Raw genomic sequence first — 18,752 nt, forward strand, 5'->3', positions numbered from 1 at the left:
TTTTGACATATTCGGAGCAGGTCAGTGAGTACACTGGCCTAGTTTGAACCAAGGAGAAACACATGAAACTGACCGGCATTGCTCTTCTTTCCGCTCTGGCCCTGGCTGGCTGCGGCAGCATGGGTACCTCGTCTTCGCAGGCGCCCAGCACACCGGCGCAAGCTGCCGACGGCACACTGATCGGGCCAACGGGCAAGACACTGTATTTCTTCAGCAAGGACGAAAAAGGCAGCGGCGCTTCCGCTTGCTATGACACCTGCGCCACCAACTGGCCGCCCCTTGGCGTAGCCGCCACGGCCAAACCCATCGGCGACTACAACATCATTGTCCGCAAGGACGGTGCCCGGCAGTGGGCCTATAAAGGCCAGCCGCTGTACTACTTCATCAAGGATGCGAAACCTGGCGACAAGACCGGCGACGGTGTCGCCGGGATGTGGAAAATCGCCAAGCCGTAACGGCTGAAGGAAGGTGTTCACAGGGTGTGTGCACAAAGTGCGCACCCTACCTCGCTGATCAGCTTTCGGCGTCCAGCGTCTGGATGCGTGGAGCCGCCTGGCGGCTGCGCCAGCCCAGCAACTCATTGAAAAGCAGCGCCCCGATCACCAAGAAACCACCGATCAGGACTTCCTGCCCTGGTGCTTCGCCAGCACCCCACCACGCCCAGAGAATGCCGAAGATCACTTCGAGCAGCGCCAGCAAGGACACTTCGGGCGCCTTGAGCACACGGGCACTCAAGACCGACAACACGCACGGGATCGCCAACTGAACCGAGCCCAGCATGGCGAGCCAGGCCAGATCTGTCTTCGTGGCCGCTGGCGGGAGCGCGAAAGGCAACATGGCCAGCGTCGAGATGACCGCACCCACCAAAACGGCCGGCACCAAGTCGACGCGCTCGCCGTGGGCTTGGCTGCGTTGCACCACTGTCCAGTTGATCGCACCACCGATCGGCACGCCAAGCGCCACCGCCATGCCCATGAGCGAGCCTTGCGTGTCGAACTGGCGCATGAACATATAGGCAATGCCAGCCCCAGCCACCGCGATTGCGGCCCAGGTTCGCGCTGGCATGCGATGGCCGATGGCGATTCGCGCCACCAGTGCCGTAAAAAGCGGCCCCACGGCCATGGTGACCAGCACATTGCCGACGCTCGTCAGGGTGAGTGCCACCATGAAGGCAGTGAACATCAAGGACCAGCACACACCCGAGAGCAGCAGCGCCTTGTTGGTCCAGTGCACGGCGCGAAACCAGCCGATACCTTGCCACAGCGGCATGATCACCAGCAGCGCCAGTACGGTGAAGAAGCTGCGCCAGAACGTGATCTCGAAGCCGCGTGTTTCGGTGAGCTGGCGCGTGACCACGCCGGCGACCGACCACATCAGCGTCACGGCGACCATGGCCCAGACCGCGCGAGCATGACTCCAACCCGGTGTGCTTGGTCGCGCGGGCGTGGTCATGTGGGAATCAGTGATGGATGGCCTGAGGGATGCGGGATTATGCGCGACAGCCGCACCGCATGGAGTGAGGGTAAACAGCGCTTGCCAAATGAGTGGCTTGCATATGGAGCGGTGTGCTTTGGTGGCACCGCTTGCCCTCACCCCAACCCTCTCCCGCATGCGGGAGAGGGGGCAAGATCAGACGGCCGCGGAGCAGGCCATGCGCGTGCAGCCGCGGAGCTGGCTTTGCCAGGCCGCTGGCCGCGTCCCTGGGGGATGGCACGAAGTGCCTCAGGGGGATCAACTTTCTCGACTAGCGCGCTTGCGCTCGTGCTCCTTGAGGTGGCGCTTGCGCAGGCGGATGCTCTTCGGCGTGATTTCGACCAGTTCATCGTCTTCGATGAATTCGACGCCGTATTCCAGCGTCAACGTGATCGGCGGAGTGATCTTGATCGCATCTTCCTTGCCGCTGACGCGGAAGTTGGTCAGCTGCTTGGTGCGGGTGGCGTTCACCACCAAATCGTTGTCGCGGCTGTGAATGCCCACAATCATGCCTTCATACACCGGATCGTTCGGGCGCACGAACATGCGTCCGCGATCATCGAGCTTGCCGAGGGCGTAGGTGAAGATCTCGCCATCATCCATGCTGATGAGCACACCATTCTTGCGGCCGCCAATGTCGCCCCTGTGAGGCTCGTAGCTGTCGAAGATGTTGCTGATCAGGCCGCTGCCGCGCGTCAGGTTCAGGAATTCGTTCGAGAAACCGATCAAACCACGGGCGGGAATACGGTATTCGAGGCGCACGCGGCCACGGCCGTCCGGCTCCATGTTGATCAGGTCGCCACGGCGCTCGCCAAGGGCCTGCATCACACCGCCCTGGTGAGCCTCTTCGATGTCCGCGGTTACCAGTTCGATCGGCTCATGGCGCTCGCCGTTGACCTCGCGGAACACCACGCGCGGCTTGCTCACGGCCATCTCGTAGCCTTCGCGGCGCATGTTTTCAAGCAGAATGGTCAAGTGCAATTCGCCCCGGCCGGACACTTCAAAAATGCCGTCTTCGTCGGTTTCGCGCACGCGCAGGGCCACGTTGCTCTGCAGTTCTTTCTGCAGCCGGTCCCAGATCTGGCGGCTGGTTACGTACTTGCCTTCGCGTCCAGCCAAGGGGCTGGTGTTGACGCAGAAGTTCATCGTCAGCGTGGGCTCATCCACATGCAGCATGGGCAGGGGCTGCGGGTTGGCCGGGTCGGTCACGGTCACGCCGATGCCGATGTCGGCAATGCCGTTGATCAGCACAATCTCGCCCGGGCCAGCGTCGGTCACCTGAACGCGGTCAAGGCCCTGGAAGGTGAGCACCTGGTTCACGCGGCCCTTGAAGCTCTTGCCGTCTTCGCCTTCGGCCACCACCACGTCCATACCGGGCTTGACGGTGCCGGCGTTGACGCGGCCCACGCCGATGCGGCCCACGAAAGTGGAAAAATCAAGCGCGGAAATCTGCAGCTGCAGCGGCGCATTGGCATCGCCCTCGTGCGCCGGCACGTGCTTGAGCACGGTCTCGAACAAGGCCGACATGTCAGGGCCCCATTGCTCGCCCTGCTCGCCTTCTTCAAGAGAAGACCAACCGTTGATGCCCGAAGCGTAGACCACCGGGAAATCAAGCTGCTCGTCGTTGGCACCGAGCTTGTCGAAGAGCTCGAACGCAGCGTTGATCACGTAATCAGGACGGGCGCCGGGCTTGTCCACTTTGTTGACGACGACGATGGGCTTCAGCCCCAGCGCCAGCGCCTTCTTGGTGACGAAGCGAGTTTGGGGCATGGGGCCTTCCTGCGCATCGATCAACAGCAGCACGCCATCGACCATGGACAGCGCCCGCTCCACCTCACCGCCGAAATCCGCGTGGCCGGGGGTATCGACGATGTTGATGTGCGTGCCTTTCCAGGAAACGGCGCAGTTCTTGGCCAGAATGGTGATGCCGCGCTCACGCTCGATGGCGTTGTTGTCCATCACGGTGTCGACCACTTTTTCGTGGTCGGCGAAGGTGCCGGACTGGCGCAGCAACTGATCGACCATGGTGGTTTTACCGTGGTCAACGTGCGCGATGATGGCAATGTTGCGGATTTGTTTGCTCATACGATAGCTTCGTGTTGTTGGCCGCGCGATGCGGCAAGGATCTGCTGGATTTCAATCGGGCTCAGCAGGCGCGCCGGAATCAACTCACCCGACTTGACATGCGCCGTACCGAGCAAGGCATGTGGTTCGCGGCCAAACACCGCCACCTGCTCCTGGTCAGGCCATGAACCGCGGCGGCGCATGCCGGTCAGGAAACGCCCCGCATCTTCATGGCCGAGCGTGACAGGGACATGATCAGGCAGCAAGGTTTCGGGAAGCTGCAGGTGCTGGGAGCGCTCCGCTTCGGGCAAGGCTTCCAGCGCTTCGAGGCTGATGCATTGCGAGGTCACGAACGGCCCTGTGGCCGTGCGCCGCAAAGCGGTCAGATGGCCGCCACAACCGAAAGCCTCGCCAATATCCTGGCCCAAGGTACGGATGTAGGTACCCTTGCTGCAGCTGACGCTGATTTTCATGGCCAAGGGCGCATCCCCGTCGACCTCGGCCCGCTCCATGCGGAGTTCGTAGATCTCGATCTCACGGGGAGCACGCTCTACCTCGATGCCCTGGCGCGCATATTCGTACAGCGCCTTGCCGTCTTTCTTGAGCGCGCTGTGCATGGGCGGCAATTGCTTGATACGGCCCGTGAAACGCTGGCGCACCGCCTCCATCTGCTCGGCCGTGATGACCGGCACCGGGCGCCTGTCGGTCACCTCGCCCTCAGCATCGCCGGTGCTGGTGGTCACGCCCAGCTGGATCGTGGCTTCATAGCGCTTGTCGGCGTTCAGATGCAATTGGCTGAATTTGGTGGCGGCACCGAAACATAGCGGCAACACGCCGGTGGCCAATGGATCGAGTGTGCCGGTGTGGCCTGCTTTTTCGGCGCGCAGCAACCACTTGGCTTTCTGCAAAGCCTGATTGCTCGACAGGCCCAGTGGCTTATCGAGCAGCAGCACCCCGTGCACGGGGCGCCGGACGACCCTCGTGCGCGGCGCGTTCATGACTTAATCTTCTGCGTCTTTTGCGCGTGACGAAATAGCCTTGGCGATCAAAGCGTTCATGTCCGCGGCACGCTCGGTGGTGCGGTCGAAAACGAAGTGCAGCGTAGGCACCGTGTGAATGTGCAGGCGCTTGAAAAGCCCGTTGCGCAAGAAACCCGCGGCCGCATTCAGACCCTCTGCGGTTTCCTCGGGGTCACCGGTCAGCAGGCTGAAATACACCTTGGCGTGGGCGTAGTCGGGCGTGACCTCGACTGCGTTCAGGGTCACCATGCCGACACGCGGATCTTTCAGCTCGCGCGCAATCAACTCCGCCAGATCGCGCTGGATCTGGTCGGCCACCTTGAAACTACGGTTGGGAGTGGTGCTTTTTCGTGGCATGGCAAGTGCGTGACCGCCAATGGCCGAACCCCTCGCTACCGTGGTAGCGAGGGTTCTGGCCACTCATTACAGCGTACGCGCGATCTCCTTGATCTCGAAAATCTCCAGCTGATCGCCTTCCCGGATGTCGTTGTAGTTCTTCAGCTTGATACCGCACTCGAAGCCTTCCTTGACTTCACGCACGTCGTCCTTCATCCGCTTCAGCGACTCGAGTTCGCCGGTGTAGATGATGACGTTGTCGCGCAGCAGGCGGAAGCGTGCATCGCGGCGCACCACGCCGTGGGTGACCATACAGCCGGCCACCGTACCGATCTTGGACGCTACGAACACAGTGCGGATCTCGGCATGGCCGATGACCTCTTCCTTCTGCTCGGGTGCCAGCATGCCCGACATGGCTGCCTTCAGCTCATCGACGGCATCGTAGATGATGCTGTAGTAACGGATGTCGACGTCATTGCCTTCGGCCAGTTTGCGCGCGCCCACGTCGGCACGCACGTTGAAACCGATGACCACGGCCTTCGAAGCAATGGCCAGGTTGATGTCGGATTCGCTGATACCGCCCACGCCGGCATACACCAACTGGACTTTCACCTCGTCGGTGGAAAGCTTGAGCAGCGACTGCGCCAGCGCTTCCTGGGAACCCTGAACATCTGCCTTGATGATGATCGGCAAGTGCTGGACTTCGCCGGAACTCAAGTCGGAGAACATGTTCTCCAGCTTGGCTGCCTGCTGCTTGGCCAGTTTGGTGTTGCGGAACTTGCCGGCACGGTAAGTGGCAATTTCGCGGGCACGGCGCTCGTCGGCCATGACCATGAAGTCGTCGCCCGCCTGAGGTACTTCAGTCAAGCCCTGGATTTCGACCGGAATCGAGGGACCAGCTTCCTTGATGGGTTTGCCGTTCTCGTCCAGCATGGCGCGCACGCGGCCAGAAGTCTGACCGGCCAGCACGACATCCCCCGTACGCAAGGTACCTGACTGCACCAGCACAGTAGCCACGGGACCGCGGCCTTTGTCGAGCCGTGCTTCGATCACCAGACCTTTGGCGGCAGCATCGATCGGTGCCTTCAGTTCCAGCACTTCGGCTTGCAGAAGCACCTGCTCGAGCAGATCGTCCACGCCCTGGCCTGTTTTGGCGGACACGGGAACGAAAGGCGAATCACCGCCGAACTCCTCGGGCACCACTTCCTCGGCCACCAGTTCAGCCTTGACACGCTCGGGATTGGCCTCAGGCTTGTCGATCTTGTTCATGGCCACCACGATCGGCACACCTGCCGCTTTCGCGTGCTTGATGGCTTCCTTCGTCTGCGGCATGACGCCATCATCGGCGGCCACCACCAGAATGACGATATCGGTAGCCTGGGCACCACGCGCACGCATGGCGGTGAAGGCCTCGTGGCCGGGGGTGTCCAGGAAGGACACCACGCCGCGCGGCGTATCAACGTGATAGGCGCCGATGTGTTGCGTGATCCCGCCCGCTTCGGCCGCCGCCACCTTGGCGCGGCGGATGTAGTCGAGCAGCGAAGTCTTGCCGTGGTCAACGTGGCCCATGACGGTCACCACAGGGGCACGCGGCAACGCTTCGGCGGCCTGTGCTTGCACTTCTTCGTCGGTGAACGCCTCGGGGTCATCCAGCGCGGCCACGACCGCCTTGTGTCCGAGTTCCTCAACCAGGATCATGGCTGTGTCTTGATCCAGCGGCTGGTTGATGGTGACCATCTGGCCCAGCTTCATCAACTGCTTGATGACCTCGGAAGCCTTGATCGACATCTTGTGCGCCAGTTCGGCGACGGTAATCGTCTCGGGCACATGCACTTCAATGATGCGTTGCTCCACGGGAGCCGCCTGCATGCGGTGATCGTCGCCACGATCACGCTCGCCACGGCGTCCGCGCGGGCCACCGCGCCAGTTGTTGCGTCCCACGCCACCCGAGCTGTCGCCACGGGTCGGGATGCCTTTTTCTTCGCAGGATCACCGGCCCAGCTGGAGGACAGCTTGGCCGACTTGACCTCCTTGTTGCCACCAGCAGGCGCCGCAGCGGGCGTGCCGCCTGGTTTGTTGGCAGCGCCAGCAGCAGGCTTGTGCAGCGTGCCTTTCACGCCAGCGGCCTTGGTTTCTTCAGCCTTCTTGGGCTCTTCGGGCTTCTTGGCCACGAGCACGCGCCGGGGCGCATTCATCATGTTCCGGATGGCCTCAGCCTCGGCCAGCGCCTTGCGGCGGCGGGCTTCCTGGTCGCGCAGGCGCGCTGCTTCATCGTCAGCACTCGGTTTGGCGGCGGATGCAGCAGGCGCAGGTGCGGCCGGTGCGGGTGCCGCGACCTGTACAGCCGGCGCTTCAGCTGGCTTCCTGGGCGCTTCGGGCTTCGCGGCTTCGGCTTTGGCCGGCTCCGCTTTGACTTGGGGTTCTTCGACTTGGGCGGGTTCAGCCTGAGCTAGCACTGCCGGGGTTTCCTCTTTGGATACTTCTTCAGCCACGACGGCGGCCTGCACGGGTTCGGGTTCAGGTGCAGACACGGGCGCCGGCGCGGGAACGGGAGCGGGGGCTGCCGCTGCCGCAGCTTCCTGAGCACGCGCAGCCGCATTCTGGCGCTCCTGCTCTTCGCGCTGACGGCGCTTTTCAGCCAATTCTTCTTCTTGACGGCGGAGCAATTCGGCGTGGCGGCGGGCTTCTGCCTCACGGCGCGCTTGTTCGGCCTGATCGATGATCGGCGCTGCCGGCGTTGGTGCCGTAACCGGAACTGGAGCCTGAGCCGGCTCAGGTGCCTCCTGGGCCAAGGGCTGCGAAGCCACCAGCTCATCGTCGCGCTTGATGAAGGTTCGCTTCTTGCGCACCTCGACCTGGATGGTGCGCGCCTTGCCGGTAGCGTCGGCTTGTTTGATTTCGCTGGTCGACTTCTTCGTCAGCGTGATTTTCCTGCGCTCAGCCGTCTGGGTACCGTGACTCGTCTGCAGATAGTTCAGCAGTTTTTGCTTGTCGTTGTCGGTCAAGGCGTCGGACGCAGCCGACTTGGCCACGCCAGCGGCTTGCAGTTGTTCAAGCAGGGTATCGGTCGGCTTCTTGAGTTCGTTCGCGAACTCTGCAACGGTGGTGTTCGTCATATACTGTGCGTGTCTCCATGACCATTACTCTTGGTCTGCAAACCAGTGTTCGCGCGCCTTCATGATGAGTGCGCGGGCTTCGTCCTCAGACTGCTGGGTAATGGCGGTGAGTTCATCAATAGCCAGGTCAGCCAGGTCATCGCGAGTCTGTACGCCGGCGTCGGCCAGCTTGGCGATGAGCTCGGGGGTCAGTCCTTCGAGGGTGCGCAGATCTTGCGACACGGCATCGACCTGCTCTTCGCGGGCGATTTCCATGGTCAGCAAGGCGTCCTTGGCGCGGGCGCGCAACTCGTTGACGGTGTCTTCGTCGAAGCTCTCGATATCCAGCATTTCCTGGATGGGCACGTAGGCCACTTCTTCCAGGCTGGTGAAACCTTCTTCGATCAGGATGTCGGCGATTTCCTCGTCCACATCGAGCTTTTCCATGAACAGCTGGCGCGTGGATCCAGTTTCCTCGGCCTGCTTCTGCGCCGATTCGGCCGCATCCATGATGTTGATTTTCCAGCCCGTGAGGTCTGATGCCAGGCGCACGTTCTGGCCGCCGCGGCCGATGGCGATCGCGAGATTTTCCTCGTCGACCACGACGTCCATGGCGTGCTTTTCCTCGTCGACCACGATGGATTGCACGTTCGCCGGTGCCAAGGCACCGATGACGAACTGCGCCGGGTCTTCAGACCACAGCACGATATCCACGCGCTCGCCCGCGAGCTCGTTGGTGACGGCGTTGACACGCGTGCCGCGCACACCGACGCAGGTGCCGATGGGATCGACACGCTTGTCGTGGCTCAGCACCGCGATCTTGGCGCGGCTGCCGGGATCTCGGGCGCAGCTCTTGATCTCCAGCAGGCCTTGCTCTATTTCAGGCACTTCGTTGCGGAAGAGCTCGATCATGAACTCTGGCGCCGAGCGCGAGAGCAGGATCGGCGCACCGCGCAGGGTGAGATCGACCTCCATGATCATGGCCCGGACGCGGTCACCGTTGCGCAGGTTTTCCTTCGGGATCATCTCGCTGCGGCGCAGGCGGCCTTCCACCCGGCCAGATTCGACCAGGATGTCACCCTTGTCCATGCGCTTGACGGTACCGGTGAAGATTTTCTCCCCGCGCGACATGAAGTCATTCAGCAGCATTTCGCGCTCGGCGTCGCGGATTTTCTGCAGAATGACCTGCTTGGCAGCCATGGCGCCGATGCGGCCGATGGGCACGGATTCGACGGGCTCTTCGATGTACTCGTCGACCTCGATGTCCGGAATCTGTTCCTTGGCTTCGAACAGCAGAATTTCCTGCTCAGGCAATTGCAGGCCGGCCTCATCGGGCACCACATGCCAGCGGCGGAAGGTTTCGTAATCACCCGTTTCGCGATCGATCGCCACACGGATATCCACCTCGCCTTCATAAAGCTTCTTGGCCGCCTGGGCGAGCGCGGCCTCGACCGCGCCCAGCACCACGTCGCGCTCGACGTTTTTCTCGCGCGAAATGGCTTCCACCAGCATCAACAGTTCGCGATTCATGATTAAGAAAACTCCATATCAAATCCACCCGCCCGTGAAAGAGGCACGGCACTTACGACCAAAAGACTGCCTAAAAACCTCCAATGGGGTCACTGGCCAAGCCCTTGCAGGCCGTCAACCCTTTCCAGAAACCTTTTCCTGATCATCCGGCGCCGGCCGCCGGCGCCCTTTGAAGTCCACCACAGGCGCCAGGCGAGCGCCTTGAAGTTCGTCCAGCGTGAACGCCATGACATGCATGGGCGGCGGCGCGCGGCGCGCGCTGACGCGCTGCCCCGGCTTGGCCGCGACTTCATCGCTCCAGACGATCTGCCAGCCCGAAGGCTCGGCCCGCTGGAGGGTGCCGCGAAATTTCTTCCGGTTGGCGCTCATCTTGGCGCCCTCGGGCCCCGCCGCTCCGGCCGCCACCGCTGCGCCAATAGGAGCCTTCAGCGTGATGTCGACCTCTTCGCCCTGGAAGCGCTCAAAATCAAGCTCGTGCCGCAGTGGCCGATCGATCCCGGGGGAGGACACCTCCAGCCGCTTGTAATCGACTCCTTCGACTTCCAGCACGTATTGCAACTGGCGCGTGACGCGTTCGCAGTCTTCAACGGTGACAGCCTGCTCTTGCGTGCCCGGCTGCCAGGGCAAGTCGATGGTGACGCGCAGCAACCCGCCGGCGGAACGCTCGGTTTCCACCAGTTCTAAACCGAGCCCTCGCACGGTATCTTCGATTGTTTGCTGCAACGACACGCTCTTCAAATTCGCACCTCGGGCCGCCTGACCCTGAAACCCTGACAAAACGTCAAAAAACAAAGACCAAAAAAAATGGGCGGTTGCAACCCGCCCACCAATCTAGATTTGGTCGTGAATTGATGCAATTCTACCACGAAAGGCGGCTTTTTGCGCTCATTGCGGGCTGGCTCCCAACGTGTTCAGGGAAGGACCGGCGCTTCGCATATCATCAGGCCCAATCAGAGTATGGGACACTGAACAGGTGCCGGACAAGTGGACACATTGGGGTTGATGAGGGATTTTCTAGCCGAGCGGCTGGATGTGGAGAGGGAAAAAGTGGTGCCTGAGGCCAAGTTGGCCGATCTGGGCGTCGATTCCCTTATGTTCGCAGAGATGCTGTTCGAGTTCGAGGACCGGGCGAATACCGAGCTGGACATCCGTTCAGCCGATGCGCTGCCGGAAACGGTGGGCGAGCTCATCACCCTGATCGACGCTCACCTGCAAGCCGGGGGTAGCACGCCCTCTGCGTCACCCCCTGCCACGCACTGATGCAGCGCAGGGTAGCGGTCACAGGACTCGGCATCGTCAACCCGTTTGACGATAGCGAAGCTCCAGGCAGCGACGGAGCTAATGACTTCTTTCGTCGTATAGCAGAAGGCCAATCCGCGCTTTCGCTCTACACCACGGAGGATATTCCCCGGGCCATTTCCATTCCGGCCGTGCGGTGCGCGGCGTTCCGCCCCGAAGTACGGCTTGGCAAAGCGCTCTCGGGCATGATGGAACGCTTTGCCCAGTTGGGTGTCGCGGCGGCGTTCGATGCCTGGAAGGACGCCGGGTTCAGCCGTGGAAGCGAGCAAGCGCCGTACCCGGCCAGCGAGGCCGGAGTCGCCTGGGGCACCGCGCTGGGCGGCTTGATGGCCTTCGAGCGCGGTTACCGCGATTTTTGGCAGCACGGCAAGGAGCGGGTGGCGCCCATGTCGGTGGTGTTGGGCATGAACAACGCCGCGGCAGGGCATATTTCGATTCAATTGGGACTGGGCAACAGCGCCCTCACTTACAGCGTGGCCTGCGCCTCGGCCGCTTCCGCCATTGGCGAAGCCTTCCGTCACATCCGGAGGGGCAGCGCCAAACTGATGCTGGCCGGTGGCTCGGATGCCACCCTGGCCTATGCGGTGGTGCGTGCCTGGGAAGCCCTCAAGGTGCTCGCGCCGGGCGATGAAACCAGCGCTCCGCAGGCCTGCAAGCCGTTCCACCCCGACCGCGCCGGGCTGGTGCTGGGCGAAGGCGCGGCGGCGCTGGTGCTGGAAGACTGGGACCACGCGGTCGCCAGGGGCGCACGCATCTACGCCGAGATCGCGGGGTACGGCGCCAACGCGGACCATGTCCATCTCGTGCGGCCCGATCAGAACGGCCAGGTCGCGGCCATGAATATGGCTCTCGGCGAAGCGGGCCTGTCGCCCACGGAGGTCGGCTATGTGAACGCCCATGGCACAGCCACGCGTGAAGGCGACCCCATCGAGATCGCAGCCTTGCGGGAAGTTTTCGGCGCGCACGCCAAGCAGGTGGCGGTCAGCGCCACGAAATCCGCCCATGGCCACTTGATGGGAGCCACCGGAGCCGTGGAAGCCCTTCTGACCGTGCTCGCGCTCTACCATGACACTCTGCCACCTACGGCGAACCTGAACGAAGTGGACGCCAGTTGCGCTGGCGTCGCGCATGTTCGCGACACAGCCTTGCGCGGCAGCCGTGTCCGTGCCGCATTGTCCAACTCCTTTGCGTTTGGCGGCAGCAATGCCGTGCTGGCCTTCAAGACCACGAGGCAGTAGCCCCCAACTCCCTCATCAGGGATAATTTTTCCGATTTCTCTCGTTTCTATGTCTACTCCCTCTTCTTCGGCAGATGTGTCCACCCTCATTCCCGAGGTGGCGCAATTGATGATTTCCGCCCTCAACCTGGATATGCAGCCATCCGAGATCGATCCGGATGCGCCGCTCTATGGCGAAGGGCTGGGCCTGGATTCCATCGATATCCTCGAAGTAGCGCTGGCGGTATCGAAGAAGTACGGTTTTCAATTGCGTGCGGATGATGAGGAAAAGACCGCCATCTACGCATCGCTGCGCAACCTGACCCAGCATATCGCCACGCATCGCACGGCCTGACCGAGAGTGAGAGCCTGAGGATGCGGCACCCGCTCAGCAGCCATCAACCCAGCGATGCCATTGCGCATCGGCGCGGCGGAACCATCACGGCCGGGCAATTCCACCAGGAAGCGCTGGATCTGGCGGGCGAACTGCCCGCGGGCGCCTACATCATCAATTCCTGCCAGGACCGGTATCTTTTCATGCTGGGGTTTGCCGCTGCTGCCCTGGCTGGAAAGACCACGCTGATGCCCTCCAGCTTCGCGCCAAAAACCATCTCGCAGCTGCAAGCCGCCTACCCCGGCCTGGTATGCCTGCACGATGGGCGCGACCGGGCGCCGGGGCTGCCGGAGATGCAGATCGCCGCTCGCCCCTCGGCCAGCCTGCCCTCCGCGGCCGCCCCATTGCTTGATGCGGAGCATATTGCGGCCATCGTGTTCACCTCCGGCTCCACCGGGGAACCCACGGCGCACGCCAAGAGCTGGGGGCGGCTGTGCGTGAATGGAGCCGCCGAATCGGAGCGCTTGCGCGCGAGCGGGGTCGCGATCGTCGCCACGGTGCCGCCGCAGCACATGTATGGCTTTGAATCCAGCGTTCTGCTGGCGCTGCAGGGGGGTGCCAGCATCTGGCACGGCAAGCCCTTCTACCCGGCCGACATCGTAGAAGTGCTCGCAGCCCTGCCCCGCCCAGGCATGCTGGTGACGACCCCGTTTCATCTGTCCACCCTGCTGGACTCCGGCCTGCCCCTGCCGCCCTGCGACATGGTCTTGAGCGCCACGGCACCACTGGCCTTGCCTCTCGCGGAGCGTGCAGAAAAGGGATTTTCAGCCCCTCTGCTGGAAATCTACGGCTGTACGGAAAGCGGGCAAGTCGCCAGCCGCCGACCTGTCGAAGACCCTGCCTGGCAACTGCTTCCCGGCGTGCAAATGCGCACCGACAACGAAGGCGCCTGGGTCTATGGAGGTCACGTGGAAGGCGAAGTGCAGTTGTCCGACCATATCGCCCCTCAGGGCTCGGACCGGTTCGTGCTGCTGGGCAGGCATGCCGACATGGTCAATATCGTGGGCAAGAGAACCTCGATTGCACACCTCAATGCGCAGTTGCAGTCGATTCCGGGCGTCGTGGATGGCTGTTTCCTTCAGCCCGACGAAGCGCCTGCCAGCGCGGACGGCAGTGACTCCGTGCAGCGGCTGGCGGCGCTGATCGTGGCGCCGGAGCTGAACCCGGAAACGCTGCTGGACGAGCTGCGCGCCCGCATCGACCCCGTGTTTCTCCCCCGCCCCTTGATCCGTGTCGACGCGCTGCCGCGCAATGCCACAGGCAAGCTGGTGCGGTCGGATCTGCTCGCGCTCTATGTGGCGCACAAGCCGCCCGCGCGCTCATGACCGCAGCGGCAAGAACACCCACGAAGGTGCCCGCGAGGCAGCTTGATTGGTCCACATGGCCGGTATTGAACCGCTGGCAGGTAGAGGCCGATCATCCTGTGCTGGCAGGGCACTTCCCGGGGCAGCCTGTCGTGCCTGGGGCGCTGCTGCTGAGTTGGCTGGCGAGCGACGTCCGCAGAGCCACCGGCCGCGAGGTTCTGGAGATCCGCGAAGCGCGTTTTCAAGGCGCCGCCCTGCCCGGCGCCACGCTCGAGTCGCGCACCTCGGCCAGCGCGAGCGCCATGCGTTTCGTGATCATCGAGGCAGGCACACCCGCCCGCGTTGTCGCATCGGGCTCGCTGGTGCTGTCCGGTGAAGAAGCCGCGCCATGACACAACCCGCCAGCGACAAGGCCGTCTGGGCTCAGCGGCCCGAGCGCAGTTCCATGCCCGTGCTGCGCCTGATGGTCTGGCTTTCGCTTACGCTGGGCCGCCGAGTGAGCCGCCTGGTTCTTTACTTCATTGCCGCGTATTTCGTGGTCTTCGCGCCCTCTGCCAAGCGCGCCAGCCGGACTTTTCTCACCCGCGCACTGGGCCGCACCGCGCGTCTGCCTGACGGCTTCAGGCATGTGCTGTCGTTCGCCTCGGTCGTGCACGACCGGGTCTATTGGTTGCGCGGCTGTTTCGATCTGTTCGAAGTGAAAATCTCTGGCGAAGAGCACATTGCCAACCTGCGCGCCGAAGGGCGAGGCATTGTGCTCGTGGGTGGGCATTTCGGCAGCTTCGAAGCGCTGCGGGTGCTGGGTGAGCGCCACGGCATCCAGGCCAAGATGCTGATGTATCCAGACAATGCGCGCATGGTCACCGCCGTGCTGGAAGCCATCAACCCCGCCCTGGCCGATAGCGTGATCTCGCTTGGCCGGCCGGAGTCCATATTGCATGCCAGGGAGCATCTTGCCGCCGGAGGCTGCGTGGGCATTCTGGCCGACCGCACACTTGAAAATGCCAACGACGCCAACGTCCGGGCCGTGCCCTTCCTGGGAGAACCGGCCCCGTTTCCTCTCGGGCCCTTTCGCCTGGCAGCGATGCTGCGCGCACCGGTGGTTTTCATGGCGGGCGCCTACCTGGGCGGCAACCGCTACCATCTTCATTTCGAGCCTGTTCTCGACTTCGCCTCCATCACGGCCCAAGACCGTGCCACCGCTATCACCACAGCCCAGGACAGGTTCGTTGACCTGCTGCAGGCACACTGCAGGCAAACGCCCTGGAACTGGTTCAATTTCTATGATTTCTGGCATGACACGCCGCGCTGAATCTCCACGCTTCTCATTTCGTGCGCGAGGAATGCTCCTCGCTCTGTCCGCCTTGGTTTTTGTGCCGTCCGCATGGGCGCAATGGAATGTGGATGCGCTGATGCAACGCCTGGCCCGGCACCCGGCCGGCGAGGCCCGCTTTACTGAAACAAAGAAGCTTTCCATGCTCGATGCGCCCGTGGTGAGCTCGGGCACCCTGCTCTACAGCCCGCCGGACAGGCTGGAGAAAAACACGCTGAAACCCAAGCCCGAATCACTGGTGCTCGAACGCGACCGCCTCACCGTGGTGCGCGATGGCAAGAAGCATGAACTGCGCCTGAAGCAATACCCCGAGGTCATGGGCATCGTGGAGGCCATTCGCGGTACGCTGATGGGCGATCAATCCTTGCTGCGGCAATACTATGCACTGCAACTCTCGGGCACCGAAGCCAGCTGGCGCCTGGTGTTGATCCCCGCCGATGAGCGCACGCAGCGCTGGGTGACCCAGATCCTGATCAGCGGCAAGCAGAACCAGATCTCCACTATCGAGACCCTGCAGTCCGACGGCGACAGCTCCGTGATGAGCATCGAGCCCGTGAAGTAGGGCTGCGCACGAATGTCGTCCGCTCAATCACGGTCCCGCAGTCACCGTACGGCACTGTGGCTATGGATCCTGGCAATGATCGCCTGCGCCGCCGTGGTGGCCACCAGCCGCTACAGCACCGACATGTCGGCGTTCCTGCCCAAGGATCCCGATGCGCGCCAGCGTCTGCTGGTCGATCAGATCCGGGAAGGCGCGCTCTCGCGCATGATCCTGATGGGCATCGACGGCGGCACGCCGGAAGCCCGCGCCGATGCATCCCGAGCCTTGGCAGCCAAGCTGCGCGCCAGTGGCGAGTTCCTTGGTGTGGTCAACGGCGACGAAGCCAGCCGCGAGCGCGACCAGGAGTTGCTGCTGCACTACCGCTATATCTTGAGCCCCGGCGTCACCGCCGAGCGATTCAGCGAAGCCGGCCTGCATTCGGCCATTGCAAACACGGTGGCGGATCTGACTGGCTCGGCCGGTCTGCTTCTGAAAAACCTGTTGCCACGCGACCCCACGGGCGAGTTGGTGCGGACGCTGGAGGCCATTGCCGGCGCCAACATGCCCTCCAGCCGTGATGGCGCCTGGGCTTCGGCCGACGGCGACCGCGCGCTGCTGATCACCATGACCACCGCGGCGGGCACCGACACCGATGCCCAGGAACGCACGCTGACGGACATTCAAACCGCTTTTGATGCGGCCAATCCGGACGGCAAGCTTTCCCTGCGCATGTCGGGGACTCCAGTGTTCTCGGTGCATGCCCGCAGCACCATCAAAAGCGAGGTGGAGCGCCTGTCGCTGATCGGCAGCCTCACCATTTTTGCGTTGCTTTTTGCCGTCTACCGTTCGCTGCGCAATGTAGTGATCGGCCTGATTCCGGTGGCCTCCGGTATTTTGGTGGCCATTGCCACTGTGGGCCTGGGCTTTGACACCATTCACGCCATCACCATCGGCTTCGGCACCACGCTGATCGGTGAATCGATCGACTACAGCATCTACTACCTGGTGCAGGCCCATGATCCCGAGGCCTGGCGCCGCAACTACTGGCCAACCATACGCCTGGGCGTCGCCACCTCCATCTGCGGATTCGTGGTGCTGCTGTTTTCCAGCTTCCCCGGGCTGGCCCAGTTGGGTGCCTACTCGGTGGCCGGGCTGCTGGCCGCCGCGGCCGTCACGCGTTTCGTGCTGCCCGCGCTGCCCACCGCGCCAGTCCCGATGAAACGGATCGCATGGCTGGGCGAATGGATGAGCCGCCTGAGCGCTGGCGCACGCTGGCTGCGCTGGCCAGTGGCGGTTTTGACACTGGTAGCGCTGGTCATTGTGGTGCAAGGGCACTCCCGGTTGTGGTCCCAGGGACTCTCCGGGCTCAACCCCGCCCCCATGGATCTGCAGAAGCTCGACGCCGATCTGCGCAAGGACGCTGGCGCGCCTGCGCTGCAGCATATGGTGGTGGTGTCGGCCTCCACGCAAGATGGTGCGCTCCGAGCAGCCGAGCAAATCGAACAGCGCTTGCAACCGCTGATGGCCAGCGGCCGGATCAACGGCATTGAAACCCCCGCCCGCTTCATGCCCAGCTTGGCCACCCAGCAGGCCCGCCGCAACGCCCTGCCGGATGAGTCCGAGCTGCGCACCCGCCTCTCGGCGGCGCTCTCGGGCCTTCCGCTGCAAGCCAGCCGGCTGGAGCCCTTTGTGAAGGATGTGGGCGAAGCGCGCTCGGCTCCCCTGCTCACGGCCGAGGTGCTGCATGGCACAAGTTTCGCCTTCGCGGTGCAGAGCCTCCTGTTGCCACGCAAGGACGGCTGGTCCGTGCTCATGCCCCTGCGCTTGCCGGAGGGCACGACAGCCGCCGAAGCCGCCGCAATCAAGGCGGAAGCCAGCAAACTGCTGGAGCCACCGGCCCCTGAAACAGAGGCCTTCTACCTGGATCTCGAAGAGCAGGCCACCAGCATGTTCGGCCAATACCTTCAACAGGCCCTGATCCTCTCCATGATCGGGGGACTATGTATCGTGCTGCTGCTCGCCTGGGCTCTGCGCAACCCCATACAGGTGCTGCGCGTCGTGCTGCCCCTGGCGGGGGCTGTGGTGCTGGTCATGGCCGGGCATCTGCTGGGCGGCGTGAGGATGACGCTTCTGCACCTGGTGGGCCTGCTGCTGATCACCGCGGTGGGTTCGAACTATGCGCTGTTCTTCAACCAGCGGGTTGGCGCCGCCGGGCCTGAAGCCTCCTCAGCCGCGGGGATTCCGCGTTCTGCCGCGCTCGCTTCGCTGGCCTTGGCCAATGTATCCACCATGATCGGCTTCGGCGTGCTGTCATTCTCGAAAGTGCCCGTGCTCTATGCCATCGGCACCACGGTTGGGCCAGGTGCCCTGCTGGCCCTGCTGCTGGCCATGAGCTGGTCCGCCAGCGAGCCCATTCCGGATTCACCATGAACACCACACCGGCCCGCGCCCAGCCCGCCACCGCTCCGTGGGTGACCACCCTGCGCCAGCGGTTCCGCACCTTGCCTTGGCTCAAGGCCACGGGCAATACGGTGTTCCTGGTGATCTTCTTCTACCTGTACCTCTATATCCAGCGCCATCCGGTGTTCGATGTCACGCAGATCCCGGCCACCGCCCTTGACCGCTGGATCGGCTTCCAGCCTTCTGCGCTGGGCTTGTACCTTTCGCTCTGGGTGTACACCGCCTTGCCCGTGGCGCTGCAACCGGACTTGCGGCAGCTAGCGCGCTACGGCGTCCACATAGGCCTGATGTGTGCCATCAGTCTGCTGATCTTCGTGTTCTGGCCCACTTCGGTTTCCGAGGCCGTGGGGACACGGGAAGGCAGCGGCTTGTTCGCCATGATGTACGCCGTGGATACGAACGGCAATGCTTGCCCCTCGCTCCATGTGGCCGCAGCTGTTTTTTCCTGCATGTGGCTGCAATCCACACTGCGCTCCGTGGCCGCCCCCACGTGGCCGAAATGGGTCAACATCTGGTGGTGCGCAGGCATCTGCTACTCCACGCTGGCGGTCAAGCAGCACCTGCTGATCGATTTGCTCGCGGGTGGTACGCTGGGAGCAGTGGCTGGCTGGTGGAGCCTGCGGATCGCGGCGAGGAGCGCGTAAACACGCTCCTGGCTGCGGGATGGCGAGGGGCGTGATTGTCTACT

16 protein-coding genes and 1 pseudogene are annotated in these 18,752 nt (G+C 63.2%); 10 read left to right on the forward strand and 7 right to left on the reverse strand.

From position 1 onward, the window contains the following. Window positions 1–62: 62 nt before the first annotated feature. Window positions 63–455, forward strand: a complete 393-nt coding sequence (locus tag WJU18_RS17710; protein ID WP_423454373.1) for an ATP-binding protein — start codon at window positions 63–65, stop codon at window positions 453–455. A gap of 58 nt (window positions 456–513) precedes the next feature. On the opposite strand, the gene WJU18_RS17715 is transcribed toward WJU18_RS17710, so the two are convergent. The 7 genes and pseudogenes from WJU18_RS17715 to rimP all read right to left on the reverse strand — a co-directional run bounded on the left by WJU18_RS17715 (window position 514) and on the right by rimP (window position 10,246). Further along, window positions 514–1,452: a DMT family transporter gene (locus WJU18_RS17715; RefSeq protein ID WP_423454375.1), complete on the reverse strand. Its 939-nt coding sequence runs from the start codon at window positions 1,450–1,452 to the stop codon at window positions 514–516. Window positions 1,453–1,731: 279 nt separating this feature from the next. Beyond that, window positions 1,732–3,558: a translational GTPase TypA gene (gene typA, locus WJU18_RS17720; protein WP_423454377.1), complete on the reverse strand. Its 1,827-nt coding sequence runs from the start codon at window positions 3,556–3,558 to the stop codon at window positions 1,732–1,734. Further along, window positions 3,555–4,535, reverse strand: a complete 981-nt coding sequence (gene truB / locus WJU18_RS17725; RefSeq protein WP_423454379.1) for a tRNA pseudouridine(55) synthase TruB — start codon at window positions 4,533–4,535, stop codon at window positions 3,555–3,557. Before truB ends, typA begins: the two co-directional genes overlap by 4 nt. A gap of 3 nt (window positions 4,536–4,538) precedes the next feature. Beyond that, window positions 4,539–4,913, reverse strand: coding sequence for a 30S ribosome-binding factor RbfA (rbfA, locus tag WJU18_RS17730; protein WP_423454380.1), 375 nt, complete (start codon window positions 4,911–4,913; stop codon window positions 4,539–4,541). A gap of 66 nt (window positions 4,914–4,979) precedes the next feature. Next, window positions 4,980–8,008: pseudogene (infB, locus tag WJU18_RS17735) on the reverse strand (translation initiation factor IF-2). Window positions 8,009–8,032: 24 nt separating this feature from the next. Next, complete coding sequence (nusA, locus tag WJU18_RS17740) at window positions 8,033–9,517, reverse strand: transcription termination factor NusA (protein ID WP_423454381.1); 1,485 nt, start codon at window positions 9,515–9,517, stop codon at window positions 8,033–8,035. 114 nt (window positions 9,518–9,631) lie between these two features. Beyond that, a complete protein-coding gene (gene rimP / locus WJU18_RS17745; RefSeq protein ID WP_423454382.1) occupies window positions 9,632–10,246 on the reverse strand; it encodes a ribosome maturation factor RimP in 615 nt (204 codons plus the stop codon). 273 nt (window positions 10,247–10,519) lie between these two features. On the opposite strand from rimP, the gene WJU18_RS17750 reads away from it, so the two are divergent. The 9 genes from WJU18_RS17750 to WJU18_RS17790 all read left to right on the forward strand — a co-directional run bounded on the left by WJU18_RS17750 (window position 10,520) and on the right by WJU18_RS17790 (window position 18,708). After that, the gene (locus tag WJU18_RS17750; RefSeq protein WP_423454383.1) at window positions 10,520–10,777 is read left to right on the forward strand and encodes an acyl carrier protein; all 258 of its coding nucleotides are present in this window, start codon (window positions 10,520–10,522) and stop codon (window positions 10,775–10,777) included. Further along, window positions 10,777–12,054 carry a beta-ketoacyl-[acyl-carrier-protein] synthase family protein gene (locus WJU18_RS17755; protein ID WP_423454385.1) on the forward strand — a complete coding sequence of 426 codons (1,278 nt, stop codon included), beginning with the start codon at window positions 10,777–10,779 and terminating at the stop codon, window positions 12,052–12,054. The genes WJU18_RS17750 and WJU18_RS17755 overlap by 1 nt, the downstream gene beginning before the upstream one ends. Before the next feature lie 48 nt (window positions 12,055–12,102). Further along, the gene (locus WJU18_RS17760; protein ID WP_423454387.1) at window positions 12,103–12,387 is read left to right on the forward strand and encodes a phosphopantetheine-binding protein; all 285 of its coding nucleotides are present in this window, start codon (window positions 12,103–12,105) and stop codon (window positions 12,385–12,387) included. A gap of 20 nt (window positions 12,388–12,407) precedes the next feature. Continuing rightward, window positions 12,408–13,751, forward strand: a complete 1,344-nt coding sequence (locus WJU18_RS17765) for an AMP-binding protein (protein WP_423454388.1) — start codon at window positions 12,408–12,410, stop codon at window positions 13,749–13,751. Next, window positions 13,748–14,122 carry a hypothetical protein gene (locus tag WJU18_RS17770; protein ID WP_423454390.1) on the forward strand — a complete coding sequence of 125 codons (375 nt, stop codon included), beginning with the start codon at window positions 13,748–13,750 and terminating at the stop codon, window positions 14,120–14,122. Before WJU18_RS17765 ends, WJU18_RS17770 begins: the two co-directional genes overlap by 4 nt. Beyond that, the gene (locus WJU18_RS17775) at window positions 14,119–15,042 is read left to right on the forward strand and encodes an acyl-CoA synthetase (protein WP_423454392.1); all 924 of its coding nucleotides are present in this window, start codon (window positions 14,119–14,121) and stop codon (window positions 15,040–15,042) included. The genes WJU18_RS17770 and WJU18_RS17775 overlap by 4 nt, the downstream gene beginning before the upstream one ends. A gap of 31 nt (window positions 15,043–15,073) precedes the next feature. Then, window positions 15,074–15,625: a LolA-related protein gene (locus tag WJU18_RS17780; protein ID WP_423461029.1), complete on the forward strand. Its 552-nt coding sequence runs from the start codon at window positions 15,074–15,076 to the stop codon at window positions 15,623–15,625. Window positions 15,626–15,700: 75 nt separating this feature from the next. Then, on the forward strand, window positions 15,701–18,034 hold the full coding sequence (locus tag WJU18_RS17785) for an MMPL family transporter (RefSeq protein ID WP_423454394.1): 2,334 nt from the start codon (window positions 15,701–15,703) through the stop codon (window positions 18,032–18,034). Beyond that, window positions 18,031–18,708, forward strand: a complete 678-nt coding sequence (locus tag WJU18_RS17790) for a phosphatase PAP2 family protein (protein ID WP_423454396.1) — start codon at window positions 18,031–18,033, stop codon at window positions 18,706–18,708. The genes WJU18_RS17785 and WJU18_RS17790 overlap by 4 nt, the downstream gene beginning before the upstream one ends. Window positions 18,709–18,752: the final 44 nt, after the last annotated feature.

Origin of the sequence: Ottowia sp. VDI28, from assembly GCF_049532675.1 — a bacterium.
Taxonomy (GTDB): Bacteria; Pseudomonadota; Gammaproteobacteria; order Burkholderiales; family Burkholderiaceae_C; genus Ottowia.